This window comes from Enterococcus sp. AZ177 (assembly GCF_050544585.1).
GTDB lineage: Bacteria > Bacillota > Bacilli > Lactobacillales > Enterococcaceae > Enterococcus_L > Enterococcus_L plantarum.
Window position 1 is genome coordinate 892,734 of sequence record NZ_CP172944.1, and the last position, 13,865, is coordinate 906,598.

Annotated in this window: 10 protein-coding genes and 1 CRISPR repeat array; all 10 genes read left to right on the plus strand. The window is 36.8% G+C overall.

Going from position 1 to position 13,865, the window contains the following annotated elements; translation table 11 throughout:
* Positions 1 to 368 precede the first annotated feature (368 nt).
* Positions 369 to 804: a CRISPR direct-repeat array (repeat unit 33 nt; unit sequence GTCTCACTCTTTATTGAGTGAGTGGATTGAAAT).
* Between the two features lie 240 nt (positions 805 to 1,044).
* The 10 genes from pcrA (at position 1,045) to IGJ34_RS04305 (ending at position 13,234) form a co-directional block, all read left to right on the plus strand.
* Positions 1,045 to 3,285 carry a DNA helicase PcrA gene (pcrA, locus tag IGJ34_RS04260; protein WP_430598518.1) on the plus strand — a complete coding sequence of 747 codons (2,241 nt, stop codon included), beginning with the start codon at positions 1,045 to 1,047 and terminating at the stop codon, positions 3,283 to 3,285.
* Between the two features lie 159 nt (positions 3,286 to 3,444).
* The gene (gene ligA / locus IGJ34_RS04265; RefSeq protein WP_430598197.1) at positions 3,445 to 5,490 is read left to right on the plus strand and encodes an NAD-dependent DNA ligase LigA; all 2,046 of its coding nucleotides are present in this window, start codon (positions 3,445 to 3,447) and stop codon (positions 5,488 to 5,490) included.
* Positions 5,491 to 5,689: 199 nt separating this feature from the next.
* Positions 5,690 to 5,995: an Asp-tRNA(Asn)/Glu-tRNA(Gln) amidotransferase subunit GatC gene (gatC, locus tag IGJ34_RS04270; protein ID WP_069655484.1), complete on the plus strand. Its 306-nt coding sequence runs from the start codon at positions 5,690 to 5,692 to the stop codon at positions 5,993 to 5,995.
* Entirely contained in the window at positions 5,995 to 7,464 is a 1,470-nt protein-coding gene (gene gatA, locus IGJ34_RS04275) for an Asp-tRNA(Asn)/Glu-tRNA(Gln) amidotransferase subunit GatA (protein WP_069655483.1), read from the plus strand. Before gatC ends, gatA begins: the two co-directional genes overlap by 1 nt.
* Positions 7,464 to 8,894: an Asp-tRNA(Asn)/Glu-tRNA(Gln) amidotransferase subunit GatB gene (gene gatB, locus IGJ34_RS04280; protein WP_111248802.1), complete on the plus strand. Its 1,431-nt coding sequence runs from the start codon at positions 7,464 to 7,466 to the stop codon at positions 8,892 to 8,894. Before gatA ends, gatB begins: the two co-directional genes overlap by 1 nt.
* Before the next feature lie 16 nt (positions 8,895 to 8,910).
* Positions 8,911 to 9,957, plus strand: coding sequence for a diacylglycerol kinase (locus IGJ34_RS04285; RefSeq protein ID WP_430598198.1), 1,047 nt, complete (start codon positions 8,911 to 8,913; stop codon positions 9,955 to 9,957).
* Between the two features lie 302 nt (positions 9,958 to 10,259).
* Complete coding sequence (gene pnuC, locus IGJ34_RS04290; RefSeq protein WP_422851641.1) at positions 10,260 to 10,970, plus strand: nicotinamide riboside transporter PnuC; 711 nt, start codon at positions 10,260 to 10,262, stop codon at positions 10,968 to 10,970.
* A 12-nt stretch (positions 10,971 to 10,982) separates the two neighbouring features.
* Positions 10,983 to 11,624, plus strand: coding sequence for a deoxynucleoside kinase (locus IGJ34_RS04295; protein WP_069655480.1), 642 nt, complete (start codon positions 10,983 to 10,985; stop codon positions 11,622 to 11,624).
* Positions 11,625 to 11,732: 108 nt separating this feature from the next.
* Complete coding sequence (gene rlmD, locus IGJ34_RS04300) at positions 11,733 to 13,106, plus strand: 23S rRNA (uracil(1939)-C(5))-methyltransferase RlmD (protein ID WP_069655479.1); 1,374 nt, start codon at positions 11,733 to 11,735, stop codon at positions 13,104 to 13,106.
* Positions 13,106 to 13,234 (plus strand): hypothetical protein, encoded by a 129-nt coding sequence (locus IGJ34_RS04305; protein WP_010765698.1) that lies wholly within the window; start codon positions 13,106 to 13,108, stop codon positions 13,232 to 13,234. The genes rlmD and IGJ34_RS04305 overlap by 1 nt, the downstream gene beginning before the upstream one ends.
* Positions 13,235 to 13,865: the final 631 nt, after the last annotated feature.

Consider the following 13,865-nt stretch of genomic DNA (forward strand, 5'->3'; position numbering starts at 1 on the left):
AGAAACGGATTTATTGATGGTCGGTGACTATTGGAATGGTGAGCTTGGAAAATGGATGCATTACATCGATAGCTTGGGGACATTGATTTCATTATTTTATGATTCTTTGAATAGACAATTATAGAGAAAAGAAGATAATTTTTTGAAATTAACCGTGACTTCTGTTACTAGAATACTTATAATTAGAGAGAGAGTTTATATATAGTTCAAGTGCGAATAATAAGTGCACATGAAATCGCTAGGGGATCCGCACCAATTTCTTGGTAATAATGGAATGGAAAAGCGATTATTTCTCATTGAATTCACATTTTTTACTATGATTATGGTTGGAAAGTGACAGATATGTATATATTTCGTCCCTTTTCACGGTCTCACTCTTTATTGAGTGAGTGGATTGAAATTTTTGGTGTCATTGTCAAAATCCACCTTTCCGTGGTCTCACTCTTTATTGAGTGAGTGGATTGAAATTACAAAATAATTATGAAGGACTATATGTGGTTGAGTCTCACTCTTTATTGAGTGAGTGGATTGAAATCAAGGTGTAGAAATGTATAACTATCTTAAAGCCGTCTCACTCTTTATTGAGTGAGTGGATTGAAATACTTTATACGTATAATTTTGATGATGAAGACTTACGTCTCACTCTTTATTGAGTGAGTGGATTGAAATTAGCTTATCGGATAAGGAACTACTTAGAACCGCTAAGTCTCACTCTTTATTGAGTGAGTGGATTGAAATAATTCAGTGTTCGTACGAGGGTTTTTTAACTTAGTCTCACTCTTTATTGAGTGAGTGGATTGAAATAACAATTGGCAACAACAAAACTTCGCTTTTTTGAGTCTCACTCTTTATCGAGTGAGATTTTTTCTTCAATCATCTATTTACCAATCGTTAAAACAGAACGATTTATCTTTCCCGTTTATCAAAAGATACTCGTCAAATCAAAAAGAAATATTGTTCTACAAAATTCCATCATTATTAAAGAATTTTCTTCCTATTTTTGGTATAATGTATAAGATTGAAAAAAGAGAGAGGACGTTGATGATGGCACAAGAAAACGCCTTGATCCAAGGTATGAACCCGAGACAAAAAGAAGCCGTTCTACATACAGAAGGGCCTTTATTGGTTATGGCGGGAGCAGGCAGCGGAAAGACGAGAGTTCTAACACACCGTATTGCCTATTTAATTGAAGAAAAAGATGTGAATCCATGGAATATTTTAGCAATCACATTTACTAATAAAGCCGCAAAAGAAATGAGAGAACGGGTTGGGAAATTATTAGAAGTCGGTGGAAACGATGTTTGGGTTTCGACGTTTCACTCAATGTGTGTACGAATTTTACGTCGCGATGTTGACCATATAGGTTATAATCGTAATTTTACGATCATCGATACGTCTGAACAAAGAACGTTGATGAAACGTATTTTAAACGAACTAAATATCGACATAAAGAAATACGATCCTCGCTCCATTCTGGGCACGATCAGTAATGCTAAAAATGAGTTGCAGACACCTGAAAAGGTTGAAGAATTGCAAGGCACACCGTATGAAGAAGTTGTTGCAAAATGCTATAAAATGTATCAAAAAGAATTAAGAAACAATCAGTGTATGGACTTTGATGATTTGATTATGAATACAATACGTTTGTTTAACGAACATCCAGATTCATTGAATTATTATCAAAATAAGTTTCATTATATCCATGTAGATGAGTATCAAGATACCAATCATGCTCAATACACCTTAGTCAATATGCTAGCGGAGCGCTTTAAAAATCTATGTGTTGTGGGAGATGCCGATCAAAGTATTTATGGCTGGCGTGGAGCAGATATGCAGAATATTTTGGATTTTGAAAAAGATTATCCAAATGCGTCTGTCATCCTGTTGGAACAAAATTATCGCTCAACTAAGAAAATTTTAGATGCAGCGAATAATGTGATCAAAAACAACCGTAATCGTCGTGATAAACAATTATGGACAGAAAATAATGACGGCGAAAAGATTGTTTATTATCGAGGCGACAATGAACGAGATGAAACACAATTTATCGTAGGCCAAATCCAAAAAGAAATGCGTAAAAACGAACGCATTTATGGAGATTTTGCTGTTTTATATCGTACGAATGCCCAATCACGGGTAATGGAAGAAATGTTACTAAAATCAAATATTCCATATACGATGGTCGGCGGGCATAAATTCTACGATCGCAAAGAAATCAAAGACATTTTAGGCTACTTAAATATTATTTCTAACCCTATGGATTCACTTAGTTTTGAGCGTGTAGTGAATGAACCAAAACGTGGTATTGGCAAAAGCTCTGTTGAAAAATTAAGAAGCTTTTCTCAGATGCACGGCTGGTCGTTACTCGAAGCTTCTCAAAATGTGGATTTAGCAAATATTTCAGGAAAAGCAGGAAAAGAGTTAGGCAGCTTTGGCATGATGATTCAAGATTTGACACAAATGATTCCGTATTTAACTATCACTGAACTAGTGAAAGAAGTGCTCGATCGTAGTGGGTATCGTGAAGAATTAGTGAGACAAAATAATTTAGAATCTCAAGCACGTTTAGAAAACTTGGATGAATTTTTAACGGTTACCCAAGAATTTGATAAACGATATGAACGTCAAGGTGAAGAAGAAGCAGATGCTCCAGAAGAAAAACTAGCAGTATTTTTAAACGATTTGGCGTTAGTGTCTGATTTAGATAATTTAGAAGAGAGTACGTCTCAAGTGACCTTAATGACATTGCATGCAGCAAAAGGACTCGAGTTTCCAGTTGTTTTCTTGATTGGACTAGAAGAAGGTGTCTTCCCATTATCACGTGCGATGTTAGAAGAAAGCGAATTAGAAGAAGAACGCCGACTTGCATATGTGGGTATTACTCGAGCAGAAGAAACATTGTTTATCACCAATGCGTTTTCAAGAACCTTATATGGAAAAACACAATATAATCGTCCAAGTCGTTTCTTAGATGAAATCGATGAAGAACTATTAGATTTACAAGGATCGATTGCAGCACCAAAAACACCATCAAGAACGTTTGAACCCAAAGTATTTAAACCGGCCTATGCCCAGCCTACGAAACAACCTGTAACAGATAAAGTTGCCAGTGGTGGAGAATCAATGGCGTGGCAGGCAGGGGATAAAGTCAGACATAAAGCGTGGGGAACAGGCACAGTTGTTCGAGTTGGCGGTAGCGCGAAAGACTTAGAACTAGACGTCGCTTTTCCAGAAAAAGGTATTAAGCGCTTATTAGCAGCATTTGCTCCGATTGAAAAAATATAAAATGTGAAAGAGGCAAAAAGAAACTCAGTCTTATTTTCTTCTTTTTAAACGAGACTGAATAAGCCCACTACGCTTTTAATGTTATCTTGCTTCACAGGCTAGCCGTTCGGAAAAAAGGCTATATGAGCCTGTTATGCTTTTAAATTAGGAGGAGTTATTATGGCAGAAATACCGTTAACATTAGCCGAAGCGACAGAGAAAGCAAAAGAACTACGGACACAGTTAAATCAATACGCTCATGAGTATTATGTAGCAGATAAACCGACCGTAGAAGATTATGTTTATGACCGGCTTTATAAAGAATTATCAGACATAGAAACCGAATATCCAGATTTAATCACTTCTGATTCACCAACGCAACGTGTTGGCGGGAAGATTTTACAAGGATTTGAAAAAGTGACACATGAAGTGCAGATGTATAGCTTGAATGACGGTTTTAGTAAAGAAGATATTTACGATTTCGATGAACGTGTCCAAAAATTAGCTGGAAAGCCTGTCAGTTATTGTTGTGAGTTGAAAATTGATGGACTAGCTATTTCATTAAAATATGAGAATGGCAGATTCGTTCAAGGGGCAACCCGAGGTGATGGAACAGTTGGTGAAAATATCACTGAAAATCTAAAAACAGTGAAGTCGATTCCTTTAGAGTTAAAAAAACCAATATCAGTTGAAGTTCGCGGTGAATGTTACATGCCAAAACAATCATTCGTCAATTTGAATAAAGAGCGCGAAGAAGCTGGACAAGATGTCTTTGCAAATCCAAGAAATGCTGCAGCAGGTAGTTTGCGCCAACTAGATACAAGTATGGTTGCGAAAAGAAATCTAAGCACATTCTTATATACAGTGGCAGATTTTGGACCAATGACGGCACAAACTCAGTTTGATGCGTTAAATGAATTATCGGAAATTGGTTTTAGAACCAATCCTGAAAAGAAACTATGCCAAACGATTGATGAAGTTTGGGCGTATATAGAAGAATATCATGAAAAACGATCAGAATTACCATACGAAATTGATGGGATTGTAATCAAGACAAATGAATTCACGATTCAAGATGAATTAGGCTTTACTGTTAAGGCTCCGCGGTGGGCCATTGCGTATAAATTTCCACCTGAAGAAGCTCAAACAATCGTGGAAGAAATCGAATGGACGATTGGACGTACAGGCGTTGTAACGCCAACTGCTGTGATGCAGCCAGTTCGTGTAGCAGGTACAACAGTTAGTCGAGCAAGTTTGCATAATGCTGATTTCATTGCAATGAAAGATATTCGGTTGAATGATTCAGTAATTATTTATAAAGCTGGCGATATTATTCCAGAAGTCGCACATGTCTTGACCGAAAAGCGGGATGAAAACAGCCAGCCGTATTTGATTCCAACCCATTGCCCAGTCTGTAATAGTGAATTAGTGCATCTGGATGAGGAAGTTGCTTTGCGTTGTATCAATCCAAAATGCCCAGCTCAAATCAAAGAAGGACTTAATCATTTTGTATCTAGAAATGCGATGAATATCGATGGTTTAGGCCCTCGTGTACTGGAACAAATGTATGATAAAGAGTTAGTCGCTGATGTAGCTGACCTTTACTTTTTAACACAAGAGCAATTGATGACATTGGAAAAAATCAAAGAAAAATCTGCGAATAATATTTACAAAGCAATTGATGCAAGCCGGGATAACTCTGTTGAACGGTTGATTTTTGGATTAGGTATTCGCCATGTTGGTTCTAAAGCTGCAAAGGTTTTAGCCGAACATTTTGGAGATCTACGGTCGATCAGTAAAGCAACTAAAGATGAAGTCGTAGCACTAGATTCGATGGGTGAGACGATTGCGGATAGTTTAGTCACGTACTTTGAAAATGAAGAAGTCCATGAATTAATGGATGAACTGACAAAAGCTGGCGTGAATTTTGATTATAAAGGGATTCGCACCTCTCAGTTAGACGCTGTAGAATCACCATTCAAAGATAAAACAGTCGTTTTAACAGGAAAACTTACCCATTATAATAGAGAAGAAGCAAAAGAGAAAATCGAAAATCTAGGTGGAAAAGTGACGGGCAGTGTTTCGAAGAAAACGGACATTGTTGTTGCAGGTGAAGATGCGGGTAGCAAATTGACTAAAGCACATGACCTTGGTATCGAGGTATGGGACGAACAACAAATGGTGACTGCATTGGATAATAGTTATACAAAAGAAACAAACGAATAGCCTAAAAAGCATAATAAAATGGGTTTCAGCGCTATTTTTACATTTTCAGCCTATTTTCTTCAATCTCTTTCAAAAATTCTTAGAAATTTATGATAGAATAAGAAAAAAGCTGTTTTTAACGTGAACTATCGTGTAACAGTCATAAAAAATGAACTAGTGAACTCTTGATTGAGTTTTTCTAAAGGAAAGAAGGGTATCCATGGCAATCAGTGAAGAAAAAGCAAAACATGTAGCCAAATTGTCTAAACTGTCTTTTTCAAATGAGGAGTTAAAAGACTTTACTGATCAATTAGGCAAAATCATCGATATGGTGGAATTATTAGAAGAAGTAGATACAGAGGGGGTTCCATTTACCTCTAATGTGGCACAATCAATCAATGTAATGAGAGAAGATGTAGCAACACCAGGTATGGATCGCAGTGAATTGATGAAAAACGTACCAGAATCAGAAAATGGCTATATCAAAGTGCCAGCGATTATCGACAACGGGGAGGCTGGTGCATAATGGAAAAATTATATGATAAGTCACTAACAGAACTGCATGATTTACTTGTTTCAAAAGAAATCACTGCAACTGATTTGACTCAAGCGACATTGAGCCGTATCAACGAAACGGAAAAAGATGTGGATTCATTTATTACAATCAATGATGAAAAAGCACTTGAATTAGCAAAAGCAATCGATCTTAAAGGGATTACTGAATCAAATCCTTTAGCAGGTATTCCAATCGGGATCAAAGACAATATTGTAACGAAAGACATTTTAACAACTGCAGCATCAAAAATGCTTCACAACTTTAAGCCAATTTACGATGCAACTGCTATGGATAAAGTTTATCAAGCAGATATGATTCCAGTAGGAAAATTGAATATGGATGAATTCGCGATGGGTGGAAGTACTGAAACATCCTACTTTAAGAAAACAAAAAATGCGTGGGATCATACGAAAGTTCCTGGCGGATCATCTGGTGGATCAGCTGCGGCGGTTGCTGCTGGTCAAGTTCCCGTTTCTTTAGGAACAGATACAGGTGGTAGTATTCGCCAACCTGCATCATTTAACGGAATCGTTGGAATGAAGCCAACCTATGGACGTGTGTCTCGTTTTGGGTTGATCGCATTTTCATCTAGTTTGGATCAAATTGGTCCTTTGACAAGAAATGTTAAAGATAATGCATTAGCCTTAAGCGCAATCAGCGGCTATGATGAAAAAGATGGGACTTCTGCTGGCGTTTCAGTTCCTGATTTCACTGCTGAATTAACAGGAGATATCAAAGGGATGAAAGTTGCTTTGCCAAAAGAATATCTTGGTGAGGGTGTCGATGCTGGCGTTCGTGAAGCAGTTCTTAAAGCAGCAGAAACATTTAAAGCTCTTGGTGCAACTGTAGAAGAAGTGAGCTTACCACATTCTAAATATGGGGTAGCTGTGTATTATATCATCGCTTCATCAGAAGCAAGCTCCAACTTACAACGTTTTGATGGGATTCGTTATGGCTATCGTTCTGAAAACGTAAAAAATCTTGAAGATGTTTATGTAAATTCACGTTCTGAAGGGTTTGGTATAGAAGTAAAACGCCGTATCATGCTTGGGACATTCTCATTAAGTGCTGGACATTATGATGCACACTTTAAAAAAGCTGGACAAGTTCGAACATTGATCAAACAAGACTTTGACAATGTCTTTGAAAAATATGATATCATCATTGGCCCAGCTTCACCGACAGTAGCCTTTGGATTAGGTGAAAATATCAATGATCCAATCACAATGTATATGAATGATTTACTAACGATTCCAGTTAACTTAGCTGGATTACCTGGTATGTCAATACCAGCAGGATTTTCAGAAGGCTTACCAGTTGGTTTACAAATCATTGGGAAAGCATTTGATGAAAGCACGATGTATAAAGCAGCGTATGCGTTTGAACAAGCAACTGATTTCCATACGAAAAAACCTGTGATCTTAGGGGGGAATGACTAATGAACTTTGAAACTGTCATCGGACTTGAGGTCCATGTAGAATTAAAAACAAACTCTAAAATCTTTTCGCCTGCACCAGCACACTTTGGAGCAGAACCAAACAGCAATACAAACGTGATCGACTGGGGTTACCCAGGCGTATTACCAGTTATGAATAAACAAGCGCTTGAATTTGGGATGAAAGCAGCACTTGCCTTAAATTGTGAAATCTCTAAAGATACACATTTTGACCGTAAAAACTATTTTTACCCAGATAATCCGAAAGCGTACCAAATTTCTCAATTCGATCAACCAATTGGTCATGATGGCTGGATCGATATTGAAGTGGAAGGCAAAACAAAACGCATTCGTATCGAACGTGTGCATTTAGAAGAAGATGCTGGGAAAAATATTCACGGTGATGGAGGTTACTCATACGTTGATTTAAACCGTCAAGGAACACCTCTGATCGAAATCGTTTCAGAAGCGGATATGCGTTCACCAGAAGAAGCCTATGCTTATCTAGAGGCCATTCGTTCAATCATCCTATTTACTGGCGTTTCAGATGTAAAAATGGAAGAAGGTTCGATGCGTTGTGATGCCAACATTTCTTTACGTCCGTATGGTCAAGAAGAATTTGGAACAAAGGCAGAACTTAAAAATTTGAACTCAATGAGTTTTGTTAAAAAAGGTCTTGCCTTTGAAGAAAAACGTCAAGCGAAAGTGTTATTATCTGGTGGCGAAATCCAACAAGAAACACGCCGTTTCGATGAAACAACGAATAAAACATTATTGATGCGTGTTAAAGAAGGATCAAGTGACTACCGTTACTTCCCAGAGCCAGATGTTCCACGTTTTGCAATCGATGATGAGTGGATTGAGCGTGTTCGCCACAGCCTACCAGAAATGCCAGCTTCACGTCGTGCCCGCTATATCAAAGAATTAGGATTGCCGGAATACGATGCAATGGTTCTAACGTTAACAAAAGAAATGTCAGATTTCTTTGAAGCAGCATTAACTGAAGGTGCAGATGCAAAACAAGTGTCTAACTGGTTGATGGGTGAAGTTTCAGCTTATTTGAACAGTGAAAAAATCGAATTACCGGATACAAAATTAACACCTGCAAACTTAGCAGGCATGATTACGTTGATCGAAGATGGTACGATTAGCTCTAAAATCGCTAAAAAAGTGTTCAAAGAATTGATTGAAAATGGTGGCGATGCGAAAGAGGTTGTCGAAGCAAAAGGCTTAGTTCAATTATCTGATCCATCACAATTGTTACCAATCATCAATGAGGTTTTAGATAATAACCAACAATCTGTCGATGATTTCAAAAACGGAAAAGATCGTGCAGTGGGCTTTTTAGTCGGTCAAATCATGAAAGCAACGAAAGGCCAAGCTAATCCAGGTGTTGTGAACAAATTGTTACAAGAAGAATTGGCAAAACGCTAGAAAGCAGCAGATGATTATGAAAAAAGCAAGAGTCATTTATAATCCCACTTCAGGTAAAGAGCTAGTCAAAAAAAATCTAGCTGATATTCTTTCTATTGTGGAAGAATGCGGATATGAAGCAAGTGCTTTTGCCACAACTCCAGAAGAAAATTCCGCTAAGAACGAAGCTCGCCGAGTTGCAGAATTAGGTTTCGACCTAATTGTTGCGGCTGGCGGTGACGGAACGATCAATGAAGTCGTTAATGGTATTGCTCCTTTAGAAAAACGGCCGTCTATGGCAATCATTCCTGCTGGAACAACCAATGATTATGCAAGAGCTTTAAAAATTCCAAGAGATAATATTGTCAAAGCAGCAGAAGTTATCAAAAAAAATCAAACGGTCAAAATGGATATCGGCAAAGCAAAAGACAGTTATTTCATCAACATAGCGGCTGGTGGTCATTTAACTGAATTGACTTATGAAGTCCCGTCAGAACTTAAAAGTATTTTTGGTTATCTTGCTTATTTAGCGAAAGGTGCAGAAATGCTACCTCGAGTGAAACCAGTTAAAATGCGAATGGAGTATGACGAAGGTGTTTATGAAGGAAATGCTTCTATGTTTTTCTTGGGCTTGACTAACTCTGTTGGTGGCTTTGAAAAGATTGCACCAGACGCAAAACTTGATGATGGAAAATTTTCATTGATTATAGTGAAAACAGCCAATGTTTTTGAGATTTTGCATTTAGCTGCACTAATGTTAAACGGTGGTAAACATATCGAAGATAACCGACTGATATACACGAAAACGAGTCATTTATGCGCAGAGACGCTTGAACAGAACAGTAGAATGATGATCAACTTAGATGGCGAATATGGTGGTGATGCACCAATGGAATTCACAAATTTACATCAGCACATTGAAATGTTTGCGAATGCAGATGCGATTCCATCGAATGCAATCATGGGCTCCATCTTGGATGATTATGATGAAGAAGATGAGTATCTAGAAACGAGTAAAGAGTTCGTTAAAGAAGTCGAGCGTTTGACCGATGAAGATATCGATCATAATGGAAAAATTGGCTGATCATTAAAAGCACCAAAAAAGTATCTAAGACAAGATTGTCTCGGATGCTTTTTTGGTGCAGCAGCTAGATAGAATAACAGTATAAAAATCAGCTTTGGCTGAGTAGACTTAAAATACAAAAATTGAAAGCATCATTGCAATTTCTTTATACTATATATAGATGTAAACTATTAGGAAACACAATATATTGTATAAAAATGTCTCATAATCAATAATTGGATAGAATTCAGATTGACTTGATCTTGAAACAGAGGTAAATTTAATAAGTCGTCATCTCATTAGAAAATGATAAATACTGGCAAATGAAAGGTTTGTTTGATTTGGGTTTAAATGTTATTATAAATGATTTTAAAGGCTGGCAAAGAAAAAACTATCTTTTTTTGTTCGCGATGATTGTTGTACAATTAGTAGCGTTCATTTTCAATCCTTCTAGTTGGATTACATTAGTAGCTGGGATATCAGGTATTGTTTGCGTCAATTTAATTGCTCAAGGCAAGGCTAGCAATTACCTATTTGGGTTTATAAGTGCATTGATCATAGGTTATTTTGGGTTTAAAACACGAGTCTATGCTGAGGTTTTACTTCAAAGCTTTTATGTAATTATGGATATTGCAGGCTTGTATACATGGTTAAAAGTCAGCGAAGATGGGTCAGGTAATGTCACAGAGGTAAAAACGTTGAAAGGAATTCAATGGTTATATGCGTGTGTCGTGTGGTTAGGAATTGGAATGGTTGCTTATTCAGTTTTAGGGTTTGTCAATGATGCACAACAAATGCTTGATGCTATCACTTTCAGCGTTTCCGCCACAGCGATGTTATTGATGATCAAAAGGTACCAGTCACAATTTATTTTTTGGTTGTTAGGTAATCTTTTTTCCATAGTATTATGGTTTAGAGCAGGAACCCATGCAGGGGGAGATTATGCCTTATTTGTCATGTACTGCATGTATACTGTCAATTCTATTTTTGGCATGGTTCATTGGTTGAAAATCAAAAAAACAATAATTAATTAGGTAGGGAGTTCGATGGCAGTGATCGTTTTAGCAGGTACAATTGGTGCAGGGAAATCAAGTTTAACAGAAATTATTTCAGAACATTTAGGATCAGAAGCTTTTTATGAATCCGTTGACGATAACGAAGTCTTACCGTTATTTTATGCTGATCCTAAAAAATATGCATTTTTATTACAAATTTATTTCCTAAATAAGCGGTTTGATAGTATTAAACAAGCGCTCTCTCATGAAAATAATGTATTGGATCGTTCGATATATGAAGATTCTTTATTATTTCATTTAAACGCTGACTTAGGAAGAGCGAATGAGACTGAAGTAAAAGTGTATGATTCTTTATTAGAAAATATGCTGCAAGAATTACCTTATGCGGCTCATAAAAAACGTCCAGATTTATTGGTTCATATTAAAATATCTTTTCCGAAAATGTTGGAACGCATTCAACGCCGAGGACGTGCTTATGAGCAAGTAGAACAAGATCCTTCATTATATGACTATTACAAAGAATTGAATAGTCGTTACGAAAAATGGTTTGAAGAATACAACGAGAGCCCTAAAATCCAAATTGATGGAGATAAGTATGATTTTATCGAAAGTGAAGAAGCAAAAAAACAAGTGATTCAGCTTATTGAGAATAAACTAGCTGAAATCGATTAGATTCTAAGATTAAATTTTGCTACTTTTAGCTGTCGAAACAAACTCTCTATTGCTTTTCTAGCATTTTTTCATTAGAATGAGTGAAGCGCATAAAAGAAGGAGCGACTTATGAATAATTTTCCAGTGAACAAAAATGAAACAATCGAAGTTGATATTATTGATCTGACACATGAAGGAATGGGTGTTGCTAAAGTTGATGGCTACCCACTTTTTATAGAAAATGCCTTACCAGGTGAAAAAATCGAAATCAAAGTCTTGAAAGTCGGTAAAAGTTTTGGTTACGGTAAAGTCTTGACTATCTTAAAATCAAGCGAAGACCGTGTACCAGTCAAAGATGCTAACTTTACCAAAGTCGGTATCAGCCCATTACAACATTTAGCGTATGGTGCACAGTTGACATTCAAAACAGACCAAGTGAAAAACGTGATGCAACGTGTAGCAAAATTACCAGACGTTCCAGTTTTAGACGCTTTAGGCATGAACAATCCTTGGGGATATCGCAATAAAGCTCAAATTCCAGTGAGAAAAATCGAGGGTAAACTGCAAACAGGATTTTTCAGAAAAAATAGCCATGATCTTATTCCCTTAGAACATTTCTATATTCAAGATCCTAAAATTGACGAAGCTGTCATTAAAATCCGTGATATCATGAGACGTTACAGCATCAAACCTTACAACGAATCAGATAATACGGGTAACTTACGCCATATCGTTGTTCGTCGTGGCTATCACACTGGGGAAATGATGATTGTTTTAATTACTAGAACACCAAAATTATTCCCAACTAGTAAAATTATTCCGGATATTCTAGAAGCGTTGCCTGAAGTTGTTAGCATTGTGCAAAATGTCAATGCTAAAAAGACAAACGTGATTTTTGGGGATGAGACGATTCTATTACACGGTGAAGATAAAATGATCGATACGATTTTTGATTTGAAATTTGAAATTTCTTCTCGTTCATTCTATCAAGTAAATCCACAACAAACAGAAGTAATGTATAACAAAGTTAAAGAATACGCGGCGTTGACAGGTGAAGAAATTGTTGTAGATGCATATTGTGGGATCGGTACAATCGGTTTAACATTAGCAAAAGATGCAAAACACGTTTATGGTGTGGAAGTAATCGAAGAAGCGGCTAAAAATGCTGAAAGTAATGCAAAACTAAACAACATCACAAATGCAACATTTACAGCAGGATTAGCTGAAGAAGCTTTACCGCGAATGATCGAAAATGATATCAAACCAGATGTTGTCATCGTTGATCCACCACGTAAAGGCTTAGAAGCAAGTTTGGTAGAAACCTTGATCGAAACAAAACCTAAACGTATCGTGTATGTAAGCTGTAATCCTGCAACATTAGCACGTGATCTTGCCCTACTTGTTGAAGGCGGCTTTGAAGTCAAAGAAGTGCAACCAGTGGATAACTTCCCGCAAACGACTCATATCGAGTCTGTTACTCTCTTGACAAGGGCGGTGCAATAATGGATACAAAGAAAAAAATGCTAGAATTGATTAAGAAGAAACAAAGTGGCGGTCGCTCGAAACAAATGGAGACGCCTAAAAATGATCGTAAAAACATGCGTAAAGGTCCGAAGATTTATAATAAATAAACAACACCCCATTGCTTTAAATTTAGGTTAAAGAGCATAGTCGAACGGATTGAAGTGAGCCCCCCTAAGTTAGAGTTTCTGATCTAACTATTGGGGCTTACTTCAGATTATTTCGTTTGGCTATGGTCTTTTTTGCTAGTGCAATTTTCTCAATTGTTTTATACTATCCAACGAACGACATAGAGGACACTAAGAAATTCTACAAAAGCTCAATTATATCTACCTATCAGAAAACGGGTCGCTATTATTTTCTAATCTGTTTTAGTGAACGCCTTAATTTGGTTTGGACTAAAGAAAGAGTATTCGGGAGAAGAGTTTGCTTCAGAAGCGAGTCTAGCAGTGATTCATTTTTAGTGCGCAAGGATGGATACATATACAGCGACACATGATATGTACAATAGTAGTGGTGGAAAAGTTATGTAAAAAATTAAATGGACTATCAATATTCTTACAAAGAACATTGGTAGCCCAAAGAGGTTAACGTAACCTTTAAAATGTAGCAACTAAATATTGAGGAGAATAAAGATAAAATTTATAGAGAATATTGAAATAAATACTCTGAAATTACTATAGAAGAAGTGATATAAATAAATCGTATAAAAAACAAACAACTGCTTATCCTATTGTTGAT

What these genes read in the sequence shown, in the direction of transcription:
- IGJ34_RS04295 (WP_069655480.1), top strand. Translation starts at nt 10,983, where the DNA reads ATGGCAGTGATCGTTTTAGCAGGTACAATTGGTGCAGGGAAATCAAGT.
- gatB (WP_111248802.1), top strand. Translation starts at nt 7,464, where the DNA reads ATGAACTTTGAAACTGTCATCGGACTTGAGGTCCATGTAGAATTAAAA.
- rlmD (WP_069655479.1), top strand. Translation starts at nt 11,733, where the DNA reads ATGAATAATTTTCCAGTGAACAAAAATGAAACAATCGAAGTTGATATT.
- pnuC (WP_422851641.1), top strand. Translation starts at nt 10,260, where the DNA reads ATGAAAGGTTTGTTTGATTTGGGTTTAAATGTTATTATAAATGATTTT.
- ligA (WP_430598197.1), top strand. Translation starts at nt 3,445, where the DNA reads ATGGCAGAAATACCGTTAACATTAGCCGAAGCGACAGAGAAAGCAAAA.
- gatA (WP_069655483.1), top strand. Translation starts at nt 5,995, where the DNA reads ATGGAAAAATTATATGATAAGTCACTAACAGAACTGCATGATTTACTT.
- gatC (WP_069655484.1), top strand. Translation starts at nt 5,690, where the DNA reads ATGGCAATCAGTGAAGAAAAAGCAAAACATGTAGCCAAATTGTCTAAA.
- IGJ34_RS04305 (WP_010765698.1), top strand. Translation starts at nt 13,106, where the DNA reads ATGGATACAAAGAAAAAAATGCTAGAATTGATTAAGAAGAAACAAAGT.
- IGJ34_RS04285 (WP_430598198.1), top strand. Translation starts at nt 8,911, where the DNA reads ATGAAAAAAGCAAGAGTCATTTATAATCCCACTTCAGGTAAAGAGCTA.
- pcrA (WP_430598518.1), top strand. Translation starts at nt 1,045, where the DNA reads ATGGCACAAGAAAACGCCTTGATCCAAGGTATGAACCCGAGACAAAAA.